The following is a 21,724-nucleotide window of genomic DNA, read 5'->3' as shown; positions in this document are numbered from 1 at the left end:
GACCGGCCTCGGAACGCCGGTCAGTGGGCGGCGGCCGGCTCCACCAGCTCGACGAGGATGCCGCCGGCGTCCTTGGGGTGCACGAAGTTGATCCGGGAGTCGCTGGTGCCGCGGCGCGGCTCCTCGTAGAGCAGCCGCAGTCCGCGCTCGCGCAGCGTCGCGGAGACCGCCTCGACGTCGGTGACGCGGTAGGCGATCTGCTGACAGCCGACGCCGTTGCGGTCGATGAACTTCGCGATCGTGGAGGACTCGTCCAGCGGCGCCAGCAGCTGCACGCAGGAGGTCGAGTCGCCGACCGCCATCATCGCCTCGCGCACGCCCTGCTCGACGTTGGTCTCCTCGTGCTGGAGCGTCATGCCGTAGACGTCGCGGTAGAAGGCGATCGCCTCGTCCAGGTCCGGCACCGCCATGCCGACGTGGTCGATGGCGGTGAAGAGGTTCGCGGGGACGAGCGGAGCAGCGGTCATGGGGCGAGCATGCTGCCGGTGCGACGGGCTGGCAACGGCCGAACGTCATGCTGTGACGTGTGCCACTCCGGTGCCGGTGGTGGCCCGCGCGCCCACGGGACACCGTGGGTAGCCTCGCGAGGGGCGCGGGTCACACCGGCCCCCGCCCGCCGTCGTCCCGCGCAGGAGGAACCATGTCCGCATCCGTCATCGTCGCCGGTGCCCGTACCCCGATCGGCCGCCTGCTGGGCGGCCTGTCCACGCTCTCGGCCGCCGACCTGGGCGGCGTCGCCATTGCAGGCGCCCTGGAGAAGGCCGGCGTGACCGGCGACCAGGTCGACTACCTCGTCATGGGCCAGGTCATCCAGGCCGGCGCCGGCCAGAACCCCGCGCGCAGCGCCGGGATCGCCGGCGGCCTCCCGCAGGCCGTCCCCTCGATCACGATCAACAAGGTCTGCCTCTCCGGCATCAACGCCATCGCCTACGCCGACCAGCTGGTCCGCGCGGGCGAGGCGGACGTCGTCGTGGCCGGCGGCATGGAGTCGATGACCCTCGCCCCGCACCTGCTGCCGAAGTCCCGCTCCGGCTTCAAGTACGGCGACACCACGCTCGTGGACTCCATGGCCTACGACGCCCTCTACGACCAGCTCACCCAGCAGGCGATGGGCGGGCTCACCGAGGCCGTCAACGCCGAGGGCGTGGCCCTGACCCGCGAGGAGCAGGACTCCTTCGCCGCGCAGTCGCACCAGAAGGCCGCGGCGGCGCAGAAGAACGGTGTCTTCGACGAGGAGATCGTGCCGGTCTCCATCCCGCAGCGGAAGGGCGACCCGGTCGTCGTCTCGGTCGACGAGGGCGTGCGCGGCGACACGACCACCGAGTCCCTGGGGCGCCTGCGTCCGGCGTTCTCGCGGACCGGCACCATCACCGCCGGCTCGGCCTCCCAGATCTCCGACGGCGCCGCCGCCGTCGTGGTGATGAGCAAGGACAAGGCGGAGGAGCTCGGCCTGGACTGGCTGTGCGAGATCGGCGCCCACGGCATGGTGGCCGGGCCGGACTCCAGCCTGCAGATGCAGCCCGCCAACGCCACGGCCAAGGCCTGCGCCAAGGAGGGCATCGAGCCCGGCGCCCTCGACCTGGTGGAGTTCAACGAGGCCTTCGCGGCGGTGGGCATCGAGTCCACCCGGGCGCTCGGCCTGGACCCCGAGAAGGTCAACGTCAACGGCGGCGCCATCGCGCTGGGCCACCCGGTCGGCATGTCGGGTGCCCGCATCGTGCTGCACCTCGCGCTGGAGCTGCGGCGCCGCGGCGGTGGCGTCGGTGCGGCCGCGCTGTGCGGTGGCGGCGGGCAGGGTGACGCCCTGATCGTGCGTGTCCCGCAGTCCTGAGCCCCGTCGGCGGGTCGTCGACGTCCCGGACCTGGTCGCGCGTGCCCGCGCCGGCCAGGTCCGGGCCGTCGCGCGCCTGCTGAGCCTCGTCGAGACGGACTCACCTCACCTGCGCGAGGCGATGACCCTGCTCGCGCCGCACACCGGCCGGGCGCAGGTCGTGGGCATGACCGGCGCGCCCGGAGTCGGCAAGTCCACCTCCACCAGCGCGCTGGTCTCCGCGCTGCGGGCCGCGGGGCGCACCGTCGGCGTGCTCGCCGTCGACCCCAGCTCCCCGTTCTCCGGCGGCGCGCTGCTGGGGGACCGCATCCGCATGGAGTCGCACACCGGCGACGCCGGCGTCCTCGTGCGCTCGATGGCCTCGCGCGGCCACCTCGGCGGTCTCTCCGCCGCCACCCCGCAGGCCGTGCGGGTGCTGGACGCGGCCGGCTTCGACGTGGTGCTCGTGGAGACGGTCGGGGTCGGGCAGAGCGAGGTCGAGGTCGCGGGGCTCGCCGACACCACCGTCGTCCTGCTGGCCCCCGGGATGGGCGACGGTATCCAGGCCGCCAAGGCCGGCATCCTCGAGGTCGGCGACCTCTACGTCGTGAACAAGGCGGACGCCGACGGCGCCGGTCGGCTGCGCCGCGAGCTCCGCGGGGCGCTCTCGATGGCCGAGCGCGAGCCCGGCGTATGGGAGCCGCCCGTCCTCTCCACCGTGGCCTCCCGCGGTGAGGGCGTGGCCGAGGTGCTGGCGGCGCTGGAGGAGCATCGCGCCTGGGCCGAGGCCTCCGGTGCGCTGGCGCGGCGACGCCTCGCCCGGGCCCGGGCCGAGATCGAGGCGGTGGCCGTGGCCGAGCTGCGGCGCCGGTGGACCGGCCTCGGCGGTGCCGGCCACCTCGACGACCTCGCCGCCGCCGTGGCTGCGGGGGAGCAGCCCGTGCACGCGGCCGTCGACGTGCTCCTGGAGGCCGTGGACGGCGCGGGTCCTCCGGCGGGCAGCGACTGAGGGGCGGACCCGCCACGCCAGGCGCCACGCCTGCCTTGACGTGACGGCGCTCACGGGCAGGATGGGGTCATGGTCTGGCTCCTGCTCCTCCTGTTCCCGGTCCTCGCCGTCGCGGACGCCGTCTGGTCCCAGCGGTTCGCGCAGCGGCTGGCCTCGTATTCGACCCGGGAGTACCAGGTGGCCGGCCTCGACCGGGACGACGTCGTCGGCACCCACCACACCTGGGGCCTCTTCCCGTGGAACGCCGTCCGCGTGCGGCGCCGGCTGGAGAAGGCGCGTCGGGACGTCGCGGCGTTCGAGAGCCGCCGCTGAGGCGTCCCCACTCCTGGGGACGCGGCCGCCCCGGCGGCGAGCCTCGCGTGTCACCGACGTGGCTGCTGGTACAGATGGGACAGTTCCCTGCCCGGGGACCGACCCGTCACCGACCGAGGACAGAACCCCTGTGAAGAAGCTCCTGCCCTGGCTGATCGTCCTGTTCGTGGTGTTCTGGGTCGTCACCAGCCCCGAGACGTTCGCGAGCTCCGTGCAGGCCGGCGTCGGTGCCGTGCTGGCCTTCTTCGGCTCCCTCGTCGACGTCATCAACGGGTTCGCCCGCTGACGCAGGCGCGTCCATGGGCCTGCTGACCGCGCTGGGGGACCCCCGCATCTCCCGCCACCTGCTGCGCGAGGAGGGCGAGGTCATCGTCGACGAGGTCACCCACCACTGGGTCGCCTACGTCCGCCCCGTCGCCGAGGGCGTCCTCGGCGTCGCGCTGCTGTGCACCGTGCCCTTCGCCCGGGTGGAGATCGCCTGGCTGCCGCTCGTGCTCTTCCTCGTGCTCGCGGTCCGCGCCACCTGGGGCTTCCTCTCCGAGCGGGTCGACCGGTTCGTGATCACGAACATGCGGGTCTTCCGCGTCCACGGCGTGCTCAACCGCCAGCTCTCCACGATGCCCCTGAGCCGCATCCTCGACATCTCCGTCACCAAGCCGCTGCTCGGGCGACTCCTCGGCTACGGCCACTTCGTCTTCGAGTCCGCCGCCCAGGAGCAGGGCCTGCGCGACATCCGCTTCGTAGGACGCCCCGACCAGCGCGACCTCACCATCCAGCGCGTGGTGCAGCGCGCCGGCCTGCGCGGCCCGCGGGTCTGACCGGCCATGTCCTCCGCGCTGCACCACGTCGAGCTGTGGACCGGTGACCTGGCGGCCGTCGAGCAGGCCTGGGGGTGGCTGCTCGGCAGGCTCGGGTGGCGAGACGGGGACGCCTGGGACCGCGGGCGCACCTGGACGTACACGGACGGGACCTACCTCGTGCTCGAGCAGTCGCCGGCCGTCACGGACGAGGTCCACGACCGCCTGCGTGCCGGCATGAACCACCTCGCGCTGCACGCCCCGACCTCGGCCGTCCTGGACGACGTCCGGGCCGACGCGGCCGCACACGGGTGGTGCGAGATGTTCGCCGAGCGCTACCCGCACGCGGGAGGGCCCGCGCACCGCGCACTCTTCCTGGAGAACGAGCAGGGGTTCGAGATCGAGATCGTCGCGCCTCCTGCCTGAGGTAACCGGTGTCTCACCGGCATCGGGACCTCCGTCCCTCCGCAGGGGGCCGGGCCCGGGTGTCCCATGGGGGAGTGGACCTGACGACACTGCTGTCCGAGCTCCCCGACGACCCGCGCGTGGTCGTCACCGGGAACCACGCGACCCCCTGGCACGCCCTCGGCCTGCTCGACGAGGCCATGCAGGCCGCCGGCCGCACCTACCGGCTGTGGGCGCTGAACGGTCAGCGGGGCCTGCCCGACCACGAGGGCGTCGTGCTGGAGACCTGCTTCGTGGGGGCCGGGCAGCGACGCAGCCCGCGACTGCACTACGTGCCGGCCCGGCTGTCGCTGGTGCCGACGGTGCTCAAGACGACGCTCGTGCCCGACCTCGTCCTGCTGCACACCACCCGGCCACGCCACGGCAGGGTCTCGCTGGGCGTCGAGGTCAACGTGCTGCCCGCCGCGATCGAGGCCTGCCGCGCGGGCGGCGGCAAGGTCGTCGTCCAGGTCAACGAGAACATCCCGTGGACCACCGGCGACGCGCTGGTCGACCTCGACGTCGTCGACCTCGTGATCGAGGCGGACGACGCCGTGCCGCTGGCCCCGGAGATCGCCCTGGACGCCGGCAGCCGGCTGATCGGCGGACTCGTGGCCGACCGGGTCAGCGACGGCTCGACCCTCCAGGCCGGCATCGGCGCCGTGCCCGACGCCGCGCTGCGCGGCCTCACCGACCGACGCGGCCTGCGGGTGTGGACCGAGATGTTCTCCGACTCCGTGCTGGCGCTGGAGAAGGCCGGCGCGCTCGACCCGGACGTGCCCGTGCAGGCGTCCTTCCTGTTCGGCAGCGCCGAGCTGCTCGACTGGGTCGACGACAACCCGCGCATCCACATGATCCGCACCGAGACCTCCAACGACCCCGGGCTGATCGCCCGCAACTCGCGGATGGTCGGCGTCAACACCGCCCTCCAGGTCGACCTGTTCGGCCAGGCGAACGCCTCGCGCCTCAACGCTCGCATCCACTCCGGCTTCGGCGGCCAGACCGACTTCATCGTCGGCGCCCTGCACAGCCCCGGCGGGCAGGCCCTGCTCGCGCTGAAGTCGTGGCACCCCAAGGCGGACGTCTCCACGATCGTGCCGCTGGTCGACGAGCCGGTGACCTCCTTCCAGGTCTCCGCGGTGATCACCGAGCACGGCGTCGCCGAGGTGTTCGGCCGCAGCCAGGGCGAGCAGGCGCGCAACCTCATCGCGCACGCCGCGCACCCGCAGGTGCGCGACGAGCTCACCGAGGAGGCGATCGCCCTCGGACTGCTGCCGGCGGGCTCCGCGATCCCGACCTGAGCCCCACCGGGCGATTCGACCACCCGGTCGGTCTCCCTAGGATGGAGCCATGACGCAGCAGCCGTTCTCCCGCCCCGGTGCCATCGACCTGTCCGCGCTGAAGTCCGCGCCGACGTCGTCGCCGGCCGGCGCCCCGGCTCCCGGTGGCGCCGGCGAGGCCCCCGCCGGTGGCGGCTCGCACTCCTACGCGCTCGAGGTCACCGAGCAGAACTTCCAGCAGGTCGTCGAGGCCTCGATGACGGCTCCCGTCCTGCTGGCCTTCCACTCCCCGCAGCGGATGCCGGAGTCCTCCCAGCTCGCCTCCGACCTGGCGACCGTCGTCGAGGAGCTGGAGGGCCGGGTGCTCGCCGGCCTCGTGGACGTCGACGCCGCGCCGCAGCTGGCGCAGGCCGTGCAGGTGCCCTCGGTGCCGTTCGTGGTGGCGATCATCGACGGACGCCCCCAGCCGCTGCTCCAGGACGCGGTGCCGATCGACTCGCTGCGCCAGATGCTCCAGCAGGTGCTCCAGCAGCTCACCGCCGCCGGCATGACCGGCCGCCACCAGCCGCTGCACGCCGGCCCGGCGGCCGAGGGCGAGGAGGACACGGTCGACCCGCGCTACGCGCCCGCCCAGGACGCCCTCGCCGCCGGTGACGTCGACGCCGCCGTGGCCGAGTACGAGAAACTGGTCAAGGCCAACCCGGCCGACGCCGAGGCCGCCGCCGGGCTGGCCATGGCGAAGGTGCTGCAGCGCACCCAGGGCGTCGACCTCCACGCCGCGCGCGCCGCCGCGGCCGCGGACCCCGACGACGTCGACGCCCAGACGCTCTGCGCCGACCTCGACATGCTCGGCGGGCACGTGGACGACGCCTTCAACCGCCTCGTCGACCTCGTCCGCCGCACCGCCGGCGACGACCGCACCAAGGCCCGCGAGCACCTCCTCGGCCTCTTCGCGGCCGTGGGCAACGACGACGCCCGCGTGCTGCGCGGGCGGCAGAACCTGGCCTCCGCGCTCTTCTGACCCGTGCCGGCCGTCCCCGCCCCGGTGCCCGGGTTCCTCGACGGCGCCCAGCACCTGCTGGGCGGCTTCGGGATGTGGCGCCGCCGCCCCGGCCTGATGGTGCTCGGCATGCTCCCGGCGCTGCTGGTGCTGCTCGTCGTGGGCGCGCTGCTGGTGACGCTGCTGCTGACTCTGGGCGACCTGGTCGCCTGGGCCACCCCGTTCGCCGACGGGTGGGCGGACGCCGGCCGGGTCGCGCTGCGCGTCGGCCTGGGCCTGGTGACGTTCGTGGGGGCCTCGGTGCTCGCGGTGCTCACCTTCACCGCGCTCACGCTCACCGTGGGCGACCCCTTCTACGAGCGGATCTGGCGGGCCACTGAGGAGATCCTCGGGGACGCCCCCGACGGTGACGGGCTCGGCTTCTGGGCCTCGGCCCGGGACGCCGGCGTCCTGCTGATCCTCGGGCTGGCCACCGGCGTCGGGCTGTTCGTGCTCGGCCTCGTGCCGTTCCTGGGCGGGGTGGTCGGCACCGTCCTCGGCGTCCTCGTCTCCGGGTGGCTGCTCGGCTCGGAGCTGCTGAACCGGCCGCTGGAGGCCCGCGGCGTCGACCGGGCGGCCCGGCGCGAGCTTCTGCGCGGCCACCGCGCCGCCGTCCTGGGCTACGGCGTGGCCACCCAGGTCTGCTTCCTGGTGCCGTTCGGCGGGGTGGCCGTGATGCCGGCCGCGGTCGTCGGCTCCACCACGCTCGCGCGCGACCTGCTCGGCGACCCGCGCTCGCGCCGGTTCCTCGCGCAGGCCACGGCCGCGGGCTGACTCAGCCGCGGGAGAGCGCCTCGCGCAGCGCGGTGACGGCGGGGGAGCCGGCCATCGAGCGTCGCGAGACGAAGGAGACGGTGCGCGTCGGCACGGGCTCGACCACCGGCACCGCCACCAGTGGACCACCCGGCACGGCCGCCAGGTCGGAGCGGCCCAGCCGCGGCACGAGGGAGACGCCGAGGCCCGCCGCGACCAGCGCCAGGTGGGAGTCGAACTCCCCGGCCACGTGCGCCACCCGCGGTCGGGCGCCGGTGCCGTCGTACATCCGCGAGAGCCACTGGCGGCAGATCGTGCCCTCGGGGGTGGCCACCCAGGTGACACCCAGGAGGTCGCGCGCGGTCACGGACTCCCGGCCCGCGAACGGGTGGTCGGGGCGGACGACGAGGTCGGCCCGCTCCCGCATCACCACCGTGCGCTCCAGGTGCTCGGGGACGTCGAGGGCCACGTCGCCCCACGCGTGCACGACCGCCGCGTCCTGGCGCCCGGTGGCGACGTGGGCGATGGCGTCCCACGGCTCCAGCTCGGTGACGGTGACCCGCAGCAGCGGCTCGCTCGTCGCCAGGGCGGCCAGCGCGGGGGCGACGAGGCCACGGGTGGCGGTCGAGAACGTGCCCAGCCGCAGGTGGCCCGCCGCCTGCTCGGCCTGGCGGTGCAGGTCGGACTCCAGCGACTCCAGGTCGGTGAGCAGCCGGGTGCCGTCCTCCACCAGCTGCGCGCCCGCGCGGCTGAGCACCACGCCGCGTCCGACCCGCTCGAGCATGGGCAGGCCCGTGTCCCGCTCCAGCCGCTTGACCTGCTGGGAGACCGCCGAGGGCGTGTAGCCGAGCGCGGCCGCGGCGGCGACGACCGAGCCTTCCTCGGCCACGGCCCGCAGCGAGCGCAGCGCCTCCAGATCGATCATGCAGCGATGCTACCGAATGAGATGCACCTCTATTCGCTGGTGCTGCATGGTTGTGGTCGGCGACGATCGTTGCCATGAACCGCCGCGACACCACCCTGATGCTCGTCGTCGTCCTCTGCTGGGGGCTGAACTTCGTGGCGATCGACCTGGGCCGCGGGGACGTGCCGCCGCTGCTGTTCCTGGCGATCCGCTTCGTCGTCGTGCTGCTGCCGGTGCTCTGGCTGCCCAAGCCGGACGTCTCGTGGCGCACCCTGGCGCTGGTCGGCGGGTTCATGAGCGTGGGCCAGTTCGGGTTCCTCTACGTCTCCATGGCCGCCGGGCTGCCCGCCGGCCTCGCCGCGCTGGTGCTCCAGGCCCAGGTGCTGTTCACCACCGCGATCGCGGCGCTGGTGCTGCGGGAGACGCCCTCGCGGCTCCAGGTCGTCGGCATGGTGGTGGGGGCGGCGGGTCTCGCGGTCGTCGCCCTGGGGCGCGGGGGCGGGGTGCCGCTCGCGGCCCTGCTGCTCTGCGTCCTCGGCGCCCTCTCGTGGGGCATCGGCAACGTGGTCTCGCGCGCCGCCAAGGTGCCCGGCGGCCTCTCGCTCACCGTCTGGTCGGCCACCGTCGTGCCGCTGCCCGTGCTCGCGCTCTCCTGGCTGCTCGACGGCACCGACGGGATCGTCGACGGCCTCCAGGCGTTCGGCTGGGCGGCCGCGCTGAGCACGCTGTACACGGCCGCGCTCGCCTCCTGGGTCGGGTACGGCATCTTCAACTCGCTGCTGGCGCGCAACCCGGCCGCGTCCGTCGTCCCGTGGATCCTGCTGGTGCCGCCGGTGGCCATGCTGGGCACCTGGGCCGCGCGCGGTGCCGTGCCGACGGCGGGCGAGGTCGCCGGGGGAGTGCTCCTGGTCGCCGGCGCGCTGCTGGCGATGCGGGGCGGACGGCGGGCCACGGCCGTGCCGGCCCCGGTCACCGCCGAGGCGGCAGCCGAGCAGGTCCTGCCCGCTCGCTCCTAGAGCGCGTGCCCGGACTCGGTGTAGCCCGGGCCCTCGCCCCGCAGGCCGGCCAGCGCGGCCTCCACGCGGCGGGCGGTGAAGTCGGTGGCGTGCTCGCGGACCTCCGCGAGGGTGCAGAGCCGCACGGAGCGGATCTCCCGGGCCTGGAGCACCAGGCCGTCCAGGTCACCGGGGTCGATCGTCCCGCCGTCGAAGACGAGGCAGAGGGCGTCGTCCCAGCCGTTCCAGGGCGGCAGCCAGTCGGTCAGCAGCAGGCAGCCGGCGTCCAGGGTGAGGGAGAGCTCCTCCTCGACCTCGCGCGCGACCGCGATGCGCGGTGACTCGTTGACCTCGACGACGCCGCCGGGCAGGTCCCAGTCGGTCTTGTAGGTGAGCTGGCACATCAGCACCCGCGGCTCGCCCTGCTCCGAGGAGCGCACGAGCATCTGCGCGATGGCCCGCTTGCGGGGCAGGAACGAGTTGAGCAGCGACCGGAAGGCGCCGGGCTCGGTGAGCGGCGGGTCCGTGGCCAGCCGGGCCAGCACCACGTGCCCCTCGGGCGCCTCGCCACCGTCGCGGACGCGGCGGCGGACCCCCTCGCGGCGCATCCCCACCCGGGTGGCGACGATGAGCGCCCGCTCGTCGTTCTCGGGGATCCACGCCTCGACCCGCTCCAGGCCGAGGCCGTCGTCCCGCTTGGCCGCCAGGCACCAGTCCACCAGCATCCGCAGGCTGCGGACCGAGTAGCCGTGCCCGCGGGCCCGCTCCGAGAGGTCCACGCCCAGCGCGGCGGTGCCGGGGTCGGTGAGGACGACGGTGGTGGTGCCGATCGTCTGGTCCTGCCCGAGCACGACGTAGAAGGCCAGCCGGGACGGGTCCGGGCTGCGGGCGGGGCGGAGGGTGACCGTGCCGTCGGTGAGCGTGGGCTGGGAGGTCACGCGCCCACCCTAGCCAGGCCCGCGCATCCGCACGGGCCTGGCCGGGTGTGGCTCAGGACTCGCTGCGGCGGAACCACACCGTCGCCAGCGGCGGCACGACCACGTCCGCGTGCGCCGGCTGGCCCGACCACTCACCGGTCACCCCGGTGATCCGGCCGAGGTTGCCCACGCCCGAGCCGCAGTAGCCCACCGCGTCCGTGTTGACGAGCTCGTCCCACGCGCCCGCCGCGGGCAGGCCCAGCCGCAGGTCGTGCGGGGTGGCGGAGAAGTTGCTGACGCAGACCACGTCGGGCTCGCCCGGCGTGCGCCGGATGAAGGAGAAGACGTTGCGGTCCGCGTCCCCGCCGTCGATCCAGGTGAACCCGGCCGGGTCCTGGTCGCGGCCCCACAGGGCTGGGCTGGCGGAGTAGGCGTGGTTCAGGTCCCGCACGAGGTCGCGGACGCCGGCGTGGTCGGGGTTCTCCAGCAGCCACCAGTCGAGCTCGCGGGACTCCGCCCACTCCGACTCCTGGCCGAACTCCGAGCCCATGAACAGCAGCTGCTTGCCGGGGTGGGCCCACATGAAGCCCAGGTAGGCGCGCAGGTTGGCCAGCTGCTGCCAGCGGTCGCCGGGCATCTTGCGCAGCAGCGAGCCCTTGCCGTGGACGACCTCGTCGTGGCTGATCGGCAGCACGTAGTTCTCGCTGAACGCGTAGACCAGCGAGAACGTCATCTCGCCGTGGTGGTAGCGCCGGTAGACCGGGTCCTTGGCCACGTAGTCCAGCGAGTCGTGCATCCAGCCCATGTTCCACTTGAAGCCGAACCCGAGGCCGTCGGAGGACGTGGGGCGCGTGACGCCCGGCCAGGCGGTGGACTCCTCGGCGATCGTGACGATGCCGGGCACCCGCCGGTAGACGGTCGCGTTCATCTCCTGGAGGAACTGCACCGCCTCGAGGTTCTCGCGGCCGCCGAACTTGTTCGGGCTCCACTCCCCGTCCTCGCGGGAGTAGTCCAGGTAGAGCATCGAGGCGACGCCGTCGACGCGCAGGCCGTCGGCGTGGAACTCCTCGAGCCAGTACACGGCGTTGGCGTAGAGGAAGTTGCGCACCTCGTGCCGGCCGAAGTTGAAGATGTGGGAGCCCCACTCCTTGTGCCAGCCGCGCTGCGGGTTGGGGTCCTCGTACAGCGGGGTGCCGTCGAAGCGGGCCAGGGCCCACTCGTCGGTGGCGAAGTGGCCGGGCACCCAGTCGAGGATGACGCCCACGCCGTGCTGGTGCAGCCGGTCGACGAGCCGGCGGAACCCGTCGGGGTCGCCGAAGCGGCTGTCGGGGGCGAAGTAGGAGGTGACGTGGTAGCCCCAGGAGCCGCCGAACGGGTGCTGCATGACCGGCATCAGCTCGACGTGGGTGAAGCCGAGGTCGCCGACGTAGGCGGCGAGGTCGTCGGCCATCTGCTCCCAGGTCCACAGGGTGCCGTCGTAGTTCTTCTTCCACGAGGCCAGGTGCACCTCGTAGCAGCTCATCGGCGCCTCGGTGGGGGTCTTCTCCCCCCGGGTGGCCATCCAGGCGTCGTCGCCCCACTCGTAGGTGGTCGCGTGCACGCGGGAGGCGGTCAGCGGCGGCTGCTCGGCCCAGCCGGCCATCGGGTCGGCCTTCTCCAGCCAGTGACCCTCCTGCGTGAGCAGCGCGTACTTGTAGGTGGCGCCGGCCCCGACGCCGGGGACGAACAGCTCCCACACACCCGAGGTGCCGAGCTGGCGCATCGGGTGCTCGCGGCCGTCCCAGCTGTTGAAGTCGGCCTTGAGACGCACCCCGCGGGCGTGCGGCGCCCACACCGCGAACGACGTGCCCGTCACGGTGCCGGCCGCCGTCTCGTAGCTGCGCACGTTGGCGCCGAGCACGTCCCACAGCTGCTCGTGGCGGCCCTCGTTGAACAGGTGCAGGTCCATCTCGCCCACGGTGGGCAGCCACCGGTAGGGGTCGTCGAAGGTGGTCGGGTCGCCGCCGTAGGAGACGCCGACGCGGTACTCGGGCACCTCGGCGACCGGCAGCACCGCCACCCAGACGCCCTCGTGCTCGTGGGCCAGCTCGGTGGTGCCCCACGCGCCGGACACGGCGACCGACGTCGCCAGCGGACGCAGCACGCGCACCGTCACCGCCCCGTCGTGCGGGTGGACGCCCAGGACGCCGTGCGGGTCGCCGTGCTCGCCACGGGCCAGCTGCTCGAGGACGTCGCGGGCCACCGGGAGGGGCTGCGGGTCGGTGCTCGGGACAGTGCTCGGGGCAGTGCTCGGGGCAGTGCTCGGGGCGGGGCTGGTGCTCGGGCTGGTGCTCTTGCCCGTGCTGCTGCCGGGGGTGCTCTCGGTCATGACTCTCCGATCTCCGCGACGGCCTGGAGCGGGATGTCCACCCAGGTCGGACGGTTGCGGGTCTCGTACACGGTCTCGTAGACGGCCTTGTCGGCGACGTAGGCGTCGAGCAGCGTCCGCTGGGCCTCGGTCACCTCACCGCCGGTGTAGGCCACCAGGAAGTGGTTCTTGGCCCGGTTCGCCCACTCGGCGGCCCGTGCCTGCCGGGCCTCGGTGCCCTCGGGGTCGTCCTCGGACCAGGTGCGCTCCACCACCCGCGGGGCGTAGTCGAAGGAGCGCAGCATGCCCGCCACGTCCCGCCACGGGGAGTCGGGCAGCACCCGCTCGGCGAGGGTCTTGGCGGGCTCGCCCTCGAAGTCGACGATCTTCCAGCCCAGCGACGTGCGCAGGGTCTGGCCCAGGTGCAGGTCTCCGTGCACCCGCTGCGTGGTGAGCAGCCCCTGGTCGGCGACGGCGCCGAAGGTGCGCAGCAGACCCTCGCGGTGCTCCTCCAGGGCCGGGACGACGGCGGCCGCCGCGCCGAGGCGGCGGCCCATGAGGGCGGCCAGCGCGCCGGCGTCCTTCTCGCTGGTGCCGAAGTGCTCGGCGAGGGTGTCGTGCACCTCGCGCAGCGCCTCGCCCAGCCGCGTCGCCTCGCCGGCGAAGTCGCCGCCGGAGGCCGACGCCCGCGTCTCGGGGTCGGAGAAGAGGGTGCGGACGCTGTTGAGCGCCAGGTCCCAGCCGTCCGAGGCGGTGCGCAGGAACTGCTGGAGCATCGAGAGCTGCCAGATCTCCCCGGTGCGCGGGTGCGTCCAGTCGATCCAGCCGTACAGCGCGGCCACGTTGGCGCACCCGGCACGGGTCAGCACCTCGTGGATCTCGATGTCAGGGTTGCGGCCCGGGGTGAGCTTGCGGAAGACCTTGAGGATCGCGTCCTCGCCGAACATCACGGTGGAGTTCGACTGCTCGCCGGAGAACAGCGACGCGCGGGCGTCCGGGTCGATCTCGTAGCCGGGCAGCCGGCGGAAGGTGAGCCCCGACGCCGCGTCGTGCGCCTCGCCGGTCTCGTAGGCGTCGAAGAAGGTGCGCTGCCACGCGGCCATCGCCTCGCGGTCGTGCACCGCGTCGTAGACGTGCACCCAGCCCAGGCCGGGCTCCTCCCACCAGCCGATGAAGGCGTGCTCGAGGCGGGACTCGGCGTCGGTGTAGAAGGCCAGCGGCACCTGGTAGACCTCGACGGCCTGCTCGCCGTCCTCGCCCTCGGCGGCGCCCGCCGGCACGTCCGCGTAGGTGAGCTCGACGAGGTGGTTGAGCACCGCGACCGGGCCGCCCTCGGCGGTGCCGGGCACGTGGCCGATCCGGTAGACCTGGCTGACCTCGAACGGTCGGCCCTTGCCGCCGAACCAGCGGGTCCGGCCGAGGTAGTCGGCGATGACGGCCGGGTCGACGTGGTCGACCGGGCCGGTGAACGGAGCCGGTGCGTCGCTCACAGCAGCGGTCCCTCCTCCGGGGTCGGTGCCGCCGGCAGCCGGAACCAGTAGAAGCCGTAGCCGGCCAGCGTCAGCAGGTAGGGCAGCTCGCCGATGACGGGGAACTCGACGTTGCCGAGCAGCTCCACGGGCCGACGGCCCTCGAAGCGGCGCAGGTCCAGCTCGACGGGCTGCGGGAAGCGGGAGAGGTTGTTGACGCAGAGGATGACGTCCTCGGCGCCGGTCTCGGGGTCGGTCCACTCGCGCACGTAGGAGAGCACCGAGGCGTTCGAGCCGCCCAGGTCGTGGAACTCGCCCAGGCCGAAGGACGGGTGGTGCCGGCGGGCGTGGATCATCCGGTGCGTCCAGTGCAGCAGGGAGGACGGGTTCTCCATCTGTGCCTCGACGTTGACCGACTCGTAGCCGTAGATGGCGTCCTGGACCACCGGCAGGTCGAGCCGGCCGGGGTTGGCCGAGGAGAACCCGGCGTTGCGGTCGCTCGTCCACTGCATCGGCGTGCGCACGCCGTCGCGGTCACCGAGCCAGATGTTGTCGCCCATGCCGATCTCGTCGCCGTAGTAGAGCACCGGGCTCCCCGGCAGCGAGAGCAGCAGCGCGTTGAACAGCTCGATCTGGTTGGTGTCGTTCTCCAGCAGCGGGGCCAGCCGGCGGCGGATGCCGATGTTGGCCTTCATCCGCGGGTCCTTGGCGTACTCCTGCCACATGTAGTCGCGGTCCTCGTCCGTGACCATCTCGAGCGTGAGCTCGTCGTGGTTGCGCAGGAAGATGCCCCACTGGCAGTTGCTGGGGATCTCCGGCGTCTGCTCGAGGATCTCCGAGATCGGGTAGCGCGACTCCCGGCGCACCGCCATGAAGATGCGGGGCATCACGGGGAAGTGGAAGGCCATGTGGCACTCGTCGCCGCCGGCCTCGAAGTCACCGAAGTACTCCACGACGTCCTGCGGCCACTGGTTGGCCTCGCACAGCAGGACGCGGCCGGGGTACTCGTCGTCGACGACCTTGCGGATCTTCTTGAGGAAGTCGTGGGTCTCGGGCAGGTTCTCGCCGTTGCTGCCCGGGCGCTCGTAGAGGTAGGGCACCGCGTCCAGGCGGAACCCGTCCAGGCCCATGTCGAACCAGAACCGCAGCGCGTCGGTGATCGCGTCGTGCACGGCCGGGTTGTCGAAGTTCAGGTCGGGCTGGTGGGAGAAGAACCGGTGCCAGAAGTACTGCTGGCGCACCGGGTCCCACGTCCAGTTCGAGGGCTCGGTGTCGACGAAGATGATCCGGGCCTCGGAGTAGAGGTCGTCGCTGTCGGACCAGACGTAGAAGTCGCCGTACGGCCCGTCCGGGTCCGAGCGGCTGGCCTGGAACCACGGGTGCTGGTCGCTGGTGTGGTTCATGACGAAGTCGATGATCACGCGGATGCCGCGCTTGTGCGCCTCGTCCAGGAAGTAGTGGAAGTCCTCGATCGTGCCGATCGCCGGCAGCACCCCGGTGTAGTCGGCGACGTCGTAGCCGCCGTCGCGCAGCGGGGAGGGGAAGAACGGCGGGATCCAGAGGCAGTCGACGCCGAGCCACTGGAGGTAGTCCAGCTTCTCGACCAGGCCGCGGAAGTCGCCGGTGCCGTCGCCGTTGGAGTCGCGGAAGGAGCGGACGAGCACCTCGTAGAAGACGGCCGTCTTGAACCAGTCCGGCTGCGGGCGGCCGGCGGACTCGGCGTCCACGCCGGAGTCGGTGGTGCCGTCGACCACCGGGTCCTCCGCCAGCGGCGGGCCGTCGGGGACGGCGGTGGGGCTGGTGCCGGTCGGGTCGAGGTGCTCGGGGCTGGTCTGGTCGGTGCTCATCGGGCTCCCTTCACGACGAGGACGTGCGCGGGTTCGGTGAACGGGTCCAGCCGCACGTAGTTGTGCTGGCCCCAGGTCCACTCCGCGCCGGTGATCTCGTCGTGGACGGTGAACGTGGACTCGCCCAGCCCGAGGGCCTCGACGTCGAGGTGGACCGTGGTCTCGTGCACCGCGTGCGGGTCGAGGTTGATCACCACGACGACGGTGTCGCTCGCGGGGTCGCCCGGCACGGCCTGCTTGGCGTAGACGAGCACGCTGTCGTCGTCGCTGTAGTGGATGGTCGTGTTGCGCAGCAGCTGGAGGGCCTTGTGCGCGCGTCGGGTCTCGTTCAACCGGGTCAGGTAGGGCATGAGCGTGCGGCCCTCGGCCTCCGCACCGGCCCAGTCGCGCACCCTGATCTGGAACTTCTCGGTGTCGAGGTACTCCTCGCTGCCCGGCTTCAGCGCCACGTGCTCGAACAGCTCGTAGCCGGAGTAGACGCCCCACGAGGGGCTGGAGGTCGCCGCCAGCGCCGCCCGGATCTTGAACGCCGCCGGGCCGCCGTACTGGAGGAAGCCGTGCAGGATGTCGGGGGTGTTGACGAAGAAGTTCGGCCGCATCAGGTGGTCGGACTCGGTGGCGACCTCGGTGAGGTACTCCTCGATCTCCGTCTTGCCCGTGCGCCAGGTGAAGTACGTGTAGGACTGGTGGAAGCCCACCGCGCCCAGGCCGTGCATCATCGCCGGGCGGGTGAAGGCCTCGGAGAGGAACAGGACGTCGGGGTCGGTGCTGCGGACCTCGCCGAGCAGCCACTCCCAGAACGCCACCGGCTTGGTGTGGGGGTTGTCGACGCGGAAGACGCGGACGCCGTGGCTCATCCAGTAGCGGACCACCCGCAGGACCTCCGCGCAGATGCCGCGGGGGTCGTTGTCGAAGTTGACCGGGTAGATGTCCTGGTACTTCTTCGGCGGGTTCTCGGCGTAGGCGATCGTGCCGTCCGCCCGGGTGGTGAAGAACTCCGGGTGCTCGGTGGCCCACGGGTGGTCGGGGGCGGCCTGGAGCGCCAGGTCGAGGGCGATCTCGAGGTTGAGCTCCCGGGCGCGGGCCACGAACGCGTCGAAGTCCTCGATGGTGCCCAGGTCGGGGTGGATCGCGTCGTGCCCGCCGTCCTTGGAGCCGATGGCCCAGGGCGACCCCGGGTCGTCCGGGCCGGGGGTCAGCGTGTTGTTCGGACCCTTGCGGTTGACCTCGCCGATCGGGTGGATCGGCGGCAGGTAGACGACGTCGAAGCCCATGCGGGCCGCGCGCTCGAGGCCGGAGACGGCGGTGCGGAACGTGCCGCTGACGACCTTTCCGGTCTCCTCGTCGATGCTCGCGCCCTCGGAGCGGGGGAAGAACTCGTACCAGGAGCCGAACAGGGCCCGCGGGCGGTCGGCGTAGAGCGGGAAGGGGCCCTCGACGGTGACCAGCTCGCGGATCGGGTTGGCGTGCAGCACCGACGCGAGCTCCGGGTCCTGGAGCGCCGCGAGCCGGGCCTCGGCCGGGCGGCCCGTGTCGGTGGCGGCCAGGACGGCGCCGTCGAGCACGTCCATCTCGAACGTCTGGTCCGCGCGCAGCGAGGCGCGGACCCGGTCGAAGAGCAGCTTGCCCTCGGTGAACATCAGCTCGACGTCGACCCCGGCGGGGATCTTGACACCGGCGGCGTGCTCCCACGTGGCCAGCGGGTCGGACCAGGCGTGCACCTCGAAGCCCCACGCACCACCCAGGTCGGGGGTGACCCAGGCGCTGTAGGAGTCGGGCACGGTCGCGTGCTTGGTCATCCGCACGGGGGCGCGGCGCGACCCGTCCGGTGCCACCAGCACGACCTCGGCGGCCAGCCTGTCGTGCCCCTCGCGGAAGACCGTCGCCGTCACCGGCAGCGGCTCTCCCACGGTGGCCTTGGCAGGTTGGCGCCCGAGGTCCACCAGGGGCATCACGTTCATGACGGGGATGCGTCCGACCATGTGACCTACCCAACCGTGCCCGCCCACCCGCTGCAAGCCACCCCACGGGGGAGTGAGCGTGGTCTGCGTGACCCGCACCCCCTCCCACCTCGGCCCTGGGGCGGTCAGGAGCACCGGAGGTCGAGCAGCGAGGAGCGCGGGCGACGAGCGCACGTCGAGACCCTGGATGGTGCACCACCGGGTGGCTCCCGACGTCGGTCCTTCCTCGACCTCCGACGTGGCCCGGGGGTTGGCTCTCCTCGCCCCGGTCATCGTCGGCCCAGACGCGGGGAGGCCCCCACCGGAGGTCGAGGAACGACGAGGTCGTGTCTCGACACCACCGGCGAGGGCCGCCCTCGGGGTGCTGAGCGGGTCAGCGGGCGAAGACCTGGAGCTCCGCGGCGTGCACGATCGTGCCGCGGGTGGACGCGGTCGCGCAGTCGGTGTCGTTGAGCGGGTCGTTGTCGATCTCACCGGCGTAGCCCTCGTACCCGGTGCACTGGTTCTCCAGGGCCACGAGGCGGACGGCCGAGGCCTGCACCGGCTCGTCCAGGACGAAGGCGCGCAGGGTCTGGTCGGGCGCCACCGGGCGGGGGCGGACGCCGGGGAACGCGTCGGGCGAGGAGGTGAGGACCCGGGTCCACGTGCCGGCACCGGCGCAGTCGTCGGTGCAGACCTCGATCGCGAACTGCCGCAGCGCGGTGAACCGCGAGCCGGAGTCCTGGTCGATGTCGTCCTCGCCGTCGACCGGGTTCAGCAGGGCACTGACCTGGACGCGCTTGACGGTGTGCGTGCCGCCGGCGAGGTCGACCGAGACCGACGGCGTGGTGACGTCGACGTTCTCGGCGGTGACGCCGGCCCAGTTGGTGTCCTCGGTGCCGTCGATGAGCGCCTCGGGCTTGAGCGAGCCCTCGGTGGCGCCGATGACGCTCGCGCCGTTGGCGGCCGCCGCCAGGTTGCGTCGGCTCGGCAGCTGCACGGTGGTGGTGCGGCCGCGGCGCACGGTGACGTTCATCCGCTTGAAGCCGCCGGCGGGGGAGACGAACACCATCGTGTAGGTGCCCGGCGCCATCCACCGCGTGGCCGGCCGCTTCGTCTTCGCGTAGGTGTCGGCGAACGGCGTGCTGCGGGCCTCGTAGACGCCCACGTAGACCTTGCCCGCGGCCTTGCCGGCCTTGAACGCGACCTTGCCGTTGCCGCGCGGCGCGGAGAAGCCGCCCACGACCGAGGTGTCGTCGCCGCCGTCGGTGACGGCGCTGGGGCCCATGCCGCGGCGGGCGAAGGCGTGCCACATGGTGCCGACGTCGGCGCCGCCGAAGCGCATCTTGTCCGCGGCGAGCATGGCGTCACGGGCGTCGAGCATCGACGTCGAGCCCTGCTGGAGCAGGAAGGAGTCGAACATCAGCTGCACCCAGCGGCGGTTGCCGGGGCAGTACTGCGGCGCCAGCGGCGACGCGGTCGGGCCGCCCTGGGCGCACTGGAGCTGGAGGTCGGCGTCGTCGTAGGGGAACCGGGCGTCGTACTTCTCCACGAGCGCCTGGCGGACCTCCCACTGGGCGCCGTTCCAGATCTCGCCGTCGGCGTGCACCTCGGCGCCGGTGGTGTCGAAGCCGTAGTTGGAGTAGTTCAGCGGGTTCTCGTTGATCGCGTAGTCACGGATGGCGACCTCGGTGTTGCCGGTGGCGTAGACGCCGACGGCCCAGACGTTGCCGCCGTTGTCGTAGCCGTGGCTGAACTGGTACTCCGCGGCCACCAGGTCGGACCAGGACTCGCCCATGGCGCCGCCCTGCTCGGAGGTCAGGCCCTCGTCGGGGCCGGCGACCATGCGGTTGGAGATGGCGTGGGTGTACTCGTGGCCCACGATGCCCATGTCGAGCCCGCCGTCGGTGCAGGGGGCGTAGAAGGAACCGGCGATCGGCTGGAACAGGTACTGGTTGGTGATGCCGGGGATGCCGTCCTGCAGCGCGATCTGGTTGGCGTTGTCGCGGCCCAGCAGCAGCGGCTGCCCACCGGTGAGTGCACCGGCCTGGGCGTTGCCGACCTCCTGGTCGCCGCCGACGCCGCCGCGTCCGAAGTTGTCCAGCTGCATGTTGTAGTTCTTCTCGGTGAAGCCGAGGTAGTAGCTGTAGTCGTGCATCCGGTTGTGCGAGACGAACAGGTTCGCGACGGAGGCCTCGATGTCGTTGCCGCCGGGCACGAGGTTGGTCGGGTCGCACTGCGACTCGTTCCACGCGTCGGTGAACTCCGGGGTGTAGTCACGCGTGGGAGAGACCGGCGCCTGGAGCAGGCCACCGGGGGTCAGCGGGCTGACCCACGCCTCGTGGGTGTTGGCGTTGTTGCCGATCGTCGTCAGGGACGAGGCGGCGCCGGCGTTGAGGGTGTCCCACCCGATCGGCGAGGCGAGGTTCTCGAACGGGCCGGTGGGGGTGTTGCACAGCTCGGTGGCGACCCAGCAGCCGACGACCTCGTTCTCCGGGGTCACGCCGACCTCGGTCGAGGCCATGTCGGGGTTGGCGGTCCAGTAGGCCCACGACGGGTCGAAGCCCAGGTCGCCGACCGACGGGGCGGCCGTGTCCGAGGTGGCAACGATCATCGAGTAGGTGCCGATGACGGCGGAGGCGTCGTCGTAGGGGCAGACCTGGGCCGAGTAGACGCCGGCCGGCAGGTCGTCGGAGGCGAACGTGGCGACCTCGGGGCTGGTGAGCAGGTCGCCGGTGTAGAGCAGCTCGTCGCCGGGGCCGAAGAACTTCACGGTGATGTCGTCGACGGGCAGGGCGAGGCCGACCGCGTTGATCGAGCGGGTGTTGTCGTCGGTCAGCTCGAAGGCGTGCTTGGGGCCGCACTCGGTGGCGGTGAAGGTGCCCGAGAAGACGTCGGAGACCTGGTCGTTCTCCACCTGGTTCTGCCGCGTCCAGACCTTGCCGGTCACCGCGTCCACGTGCAGCGTGTAGGCGAGCGAGGCGCCGCCGGCGACGTCCACGACGTTGACGACGTACACGGGCCGCACCCGGCCGTCGGCCAGGGCGAGGGAGCGCAGGCGGACCTGCTGCTCCTGGGCGAAACCCGGCACGGTGAGCCGGGTCCAGGAGAGCCTGCCGCCGTCGACGGCGCTGACGACCGAGGAGAGGTCGCCGGCGGACACGGTGCGGCCCACGTTCGCGGCGGCCTCGGCCCACGCCTGGAGCGGGGTCAGCGCGGCAGCCCGGGGGGAGGCCGCGGTGCGGGCGAGCGAGGAGGAGGCGTACACGATGGAGCCGTCGGCGACGCCGACCGTGACCATGCTGCCGGAGGCGGCGGGCAGCCCGCCGAACCGCTGGCGGAACAGGACGGCGTGGCCGGCGTCGGCGGTGGGGGCGCCGTCCGCGTCGGGATAGGAGGCCAGCTCCTGGTCGTTGACCAGCTGCAGCGCGCCCATCTGGGTCGCCGTCAGCCCGAACAGCGCGGCGTTCTGCTGCAGCCAGGTGCGGGCGGCGCGCACGGGGTTCGCGGAGGTGGCGGGGGCGAGCACCCCGTCCTGCGCGAGCACCGAGCTCGGGGTGCCGTAGTCGTTCCAGCGCAGCGAGACACCGCCGAGGCCGGCGTCGAGGGCCCGAGCGGCCCTCTTCTGCGCGGCCGACGGCAGCACGGAGCCCCGCAGATCGAGGTCCGTGAGGCCCGCGACGGGGTCGGCGATGGTGCCGATCGTGTCGTTGAGCGCGTCCCTCCCGGCCACGGAGGTGGGGGAGGCGTCGTCCGCCGCGAGGGCCGGGAGCTGGGTGAGTCCCGGCGCGAGTGCGACGGTGAGCAGCGCGGCTGCGGCCGTGGTCCGGCGGGCGCGGCGCTGGTGTCGGGTGGTCATGG

18 protein-coding genes are annotated in these 21,724 nt (G+C 72.8%); 10 read left to right on the top strand and 8 right to left on the bottom strand.

Annotated elements, in window-relative coordinates:
- Positions 1–20 precede the first annotated feature (20 nt).
- Positions 21–467, bottom strand: coding sequence for a methylmalonyl-CoA epimerase (mce, locus tag M8330_RS16635; RefSeq protein WP_250828239.1), 447 nt, complete (start codon positions 465–467; stop codon positions 21–23).
- A 173-nt stretch (positions 468–640) separates the two neighbouring features.
- Between mce and M8330_RS16630 the strand changes: the two genes are divergently transcribed.
- The 9 genes from M8330_RS16630 to M8330_RS16590 all read left to right on the top strand — a co-directional run bounded on the left by M8330_RS16630 (position 641) and on the right by M8330_RS16590 (position 7,465).
- Positions 641–1,831 (top strand): acetyl-CoA C-acetyltransferase, encoded by a 1,191-nt coding sequence (locus M8330_RS16630; protein WP_250828238.1) that lies wholly within the window; start codon positions 641–643, stop codon positions 1,829–1,831.
- Positions 1,815–2,819, top strand: coding sequence for a methylmalonyl Co-A mutase-associated GTPase MeaB (gene meaB, locus M8330_RS16625; RefSeq protein WP_250828237.1), 1,005 nt, complete (start codon positions 1,815–1,817; stop codon positions 2,817–2,819). Before M8330_RS16630 ends, meaB begins: the two co-directional genes overlap by 17 nt.
- Before the next feature lie 69 nt (positions 2,820–2,888).
- Positions 2,889–3,131, top strand: a complete 243-nt coding sequence (locus M8330_RS16620) for a hypothetical protein (RefSeq protein WP_250828236.1) — start codon at positions 2,889–2,891, stop codon at positions 3,129–3,131.
- Positions 3,132–3,261: 130 nt separating this feature from the next.
- Positions 3,262–3,417 (top strand): hypothetical protein, encoded by a 156-nt coding sequence (locus tag M8330_RS16615; protein WP_250052537.1) that lies wholly within the window; start codon positions 3,262–3,264, stop codon positions 3,415–3,417.
- 13 nt (positions 3,418–3,430) lie between these two features.
- Positions 3,431–3,949, top strand: coding sequence for a PH domain-containing protein (locus tag M8330_RS16610; RefSeq protein ID WP_250052536.1), 519 nt, complete (start codon positions 3,431–3,433; stop codon positions 3,947–3,949).
- A gap of 6 nt (positions 3,950–3,955) precedes the next feature.
- Positions 3,956–4,354, top strand: coding sequence for a VOC family protein (locus M8330_RS16605; RefSeq protein ID WP_250828235.1), 399 nt, complete (start codon positions 3,956–3,958; stop codon positions 4,352–4,354).
- Positions 4,355–4,428: 74 nt separating this feature from the next.
- Positions 4,429–5,673 carry an acetyl-CoA hydrolase/transferase family protein gene (locus M8330_RS16600; RefSeq protein WP_250828234.1) on the top strand — a complete coding sequence of 415 codons (1,245 nt, stop codon included), beginning with the start codon at positions 4,429–4,431 and terminating at the stop codon, positions 5,671–5,673.
- A 49-nt stretch (positions 5,674–5,722) separates the two neighbouring features.
- Positions 5,723–6,673 carry a co-chaperone YbbN gene (locus tag M8330_RS16595; RefSeq protein ID WP_250828233.1) on the top strand — a complete coding sequence of 317 codons (951 nt, stop codon included), beginning with the start codon at positions 5,723–5,725 and terminating at the stop codon, positions 6,671–6,673.
- Positions 6,674–6,676: 3 nt separating this feature from the next.
- A complete protein-coding gene (locus M8330_RS16590; RefSeq protein ID WP_250828232.1) occupies positions 6,677–7,465 on the top strand; it encodes an EI24 domain-containing protein in 789 nt (262 codons plus the stop codon).
- Between the two features lies 1 nt (position 7,466).
- Here M8330_RS16590 and M8330_RS16585 read toward each other — a convergent pair whose 3' ends face one another.
- Positions 7,467–8,369 (bottom strand): LysR family transcriptional regulator, encoded by a 903-nt coding sequence (locus tag M8330_RS16585; protein WP_250828231.1) that lies wholly within the window; start codon positions 8,367–8,369, stop codon positions 7,467–7,469.
- A 74-nt stretch (positions 8,370–8,443) separates the two neighbouring features.
- Between M8330_RS16585 and M8330_RS16580 the strand changes: the two genes are divergently transcribed.
- A complete protein-coding gene (locus tag M8330_RS16580; protein ID WP_250828230.1) occupies positions 8,444–9,364 on the top strand; it encodes an EamA family transporter in 921 nt (306 codons plus the stop codon).
- Here M8330_RS16580 and M8330_RS16575 read toward each other — a convergent pair.
- From M8330_RS16575 to M8330_RS16550, 6 genes are all read right to left on the bottom strand, one after another.
- Positions 9,361–10,281 (bottom strand): NUDIX hydrolase, encoded by a 921-nt coding sequence (locus M8330_RS16575; RefSeq protein ID WP_250828229.1) that lies wholly within the window; start codon positions 10,279–10,281, stop codon positions 9,361–9,363. The two genes, M8330_RS16580 and M8330_RS16575, sit on opposite strands and share 4 nt — an antisense overlap.
- A gap of 52 nt (positions 10,282–10,333) precedes the next feature.
- Positions 10,334–12,628, bottom strand: coding sequence for a 1,4-alpha-glucan branching protein GlgB (glgB, locus tag M8330_RS16570; protein ID WP_250828228.1), 2,295 nt, complete (start codon positions 12,626–12,628; stop codon positions 10,334–10,336).
- Positions 12,625–14,097 (bottom strand): maltokinase N-terminal cap-like domain-containing protein, encoded by a 1,473-nt coding sequence (locus M8330_RS16565; protein ID WP_250828227.1) that lies wholly within the window; start codon positions 14,095–14,097, stop codon positions 12,625–12,627. Before M8330_RS16565 ends, glgB begins: the two co-directional genes overlap by 4 nt.
- Complete coding sequence (treS, locus tag M8330_RS16560; RefSeq protein WP_250052519.1) at positions 14,094–15,923, bottom strand: maltose alpha-D-glucosyltransferase; 1,830 nt, start codon at positions 15,921–15,923, stop codon at positions 14,094–14,096. The genes M8330_RS16565 and treS overlap by 4 nt, the downstream gene beginning before the upstream one ends.
- Positions 15,920–17,905, bottom strand: a complete 1,986-nt coding sequence (locus tag M8330_RS16555; RefSeq protein ID WP_250828226.1) for an alpha-1,4-glucan--maltose-1-phosphate maltosyltransferase — start codon at positions 17,903–17,905, stop codon at positions 15,920–15,922. Before M8330_RS16555 ends, treS begins: the two co-directional genes overlap by 4 nt.
- A 352-nt stretch (positions 17,906–18,257) precedes the next feature.
- On the bottom strand, positions 18,258–21,722 hold the full coding sequence (locus M8330_RS16550; protein WP_250828225.1) for a M36 family metallopeptidase: 3,465 nt from the start codon (positions 21,720–21,722) through the stop codon (positions 18,258–18,260).
- Positions 21,723–21,724: the final 2 nt, after the last annotated feature.

Source organism: Nocardioides bruguierae (assembly GCF_023656415.1).
In the GTDB taxonomy this organism is placed as follows: Bacteria; Actinomycetota; Actinomycetes; order Propionibacteriales; family Nocardioidaceae; genus Nocardioides; species Nocardioides bruguierae.
This window is presented reverse-complemented; position numbering and strand designations above follow the sequence as displayed.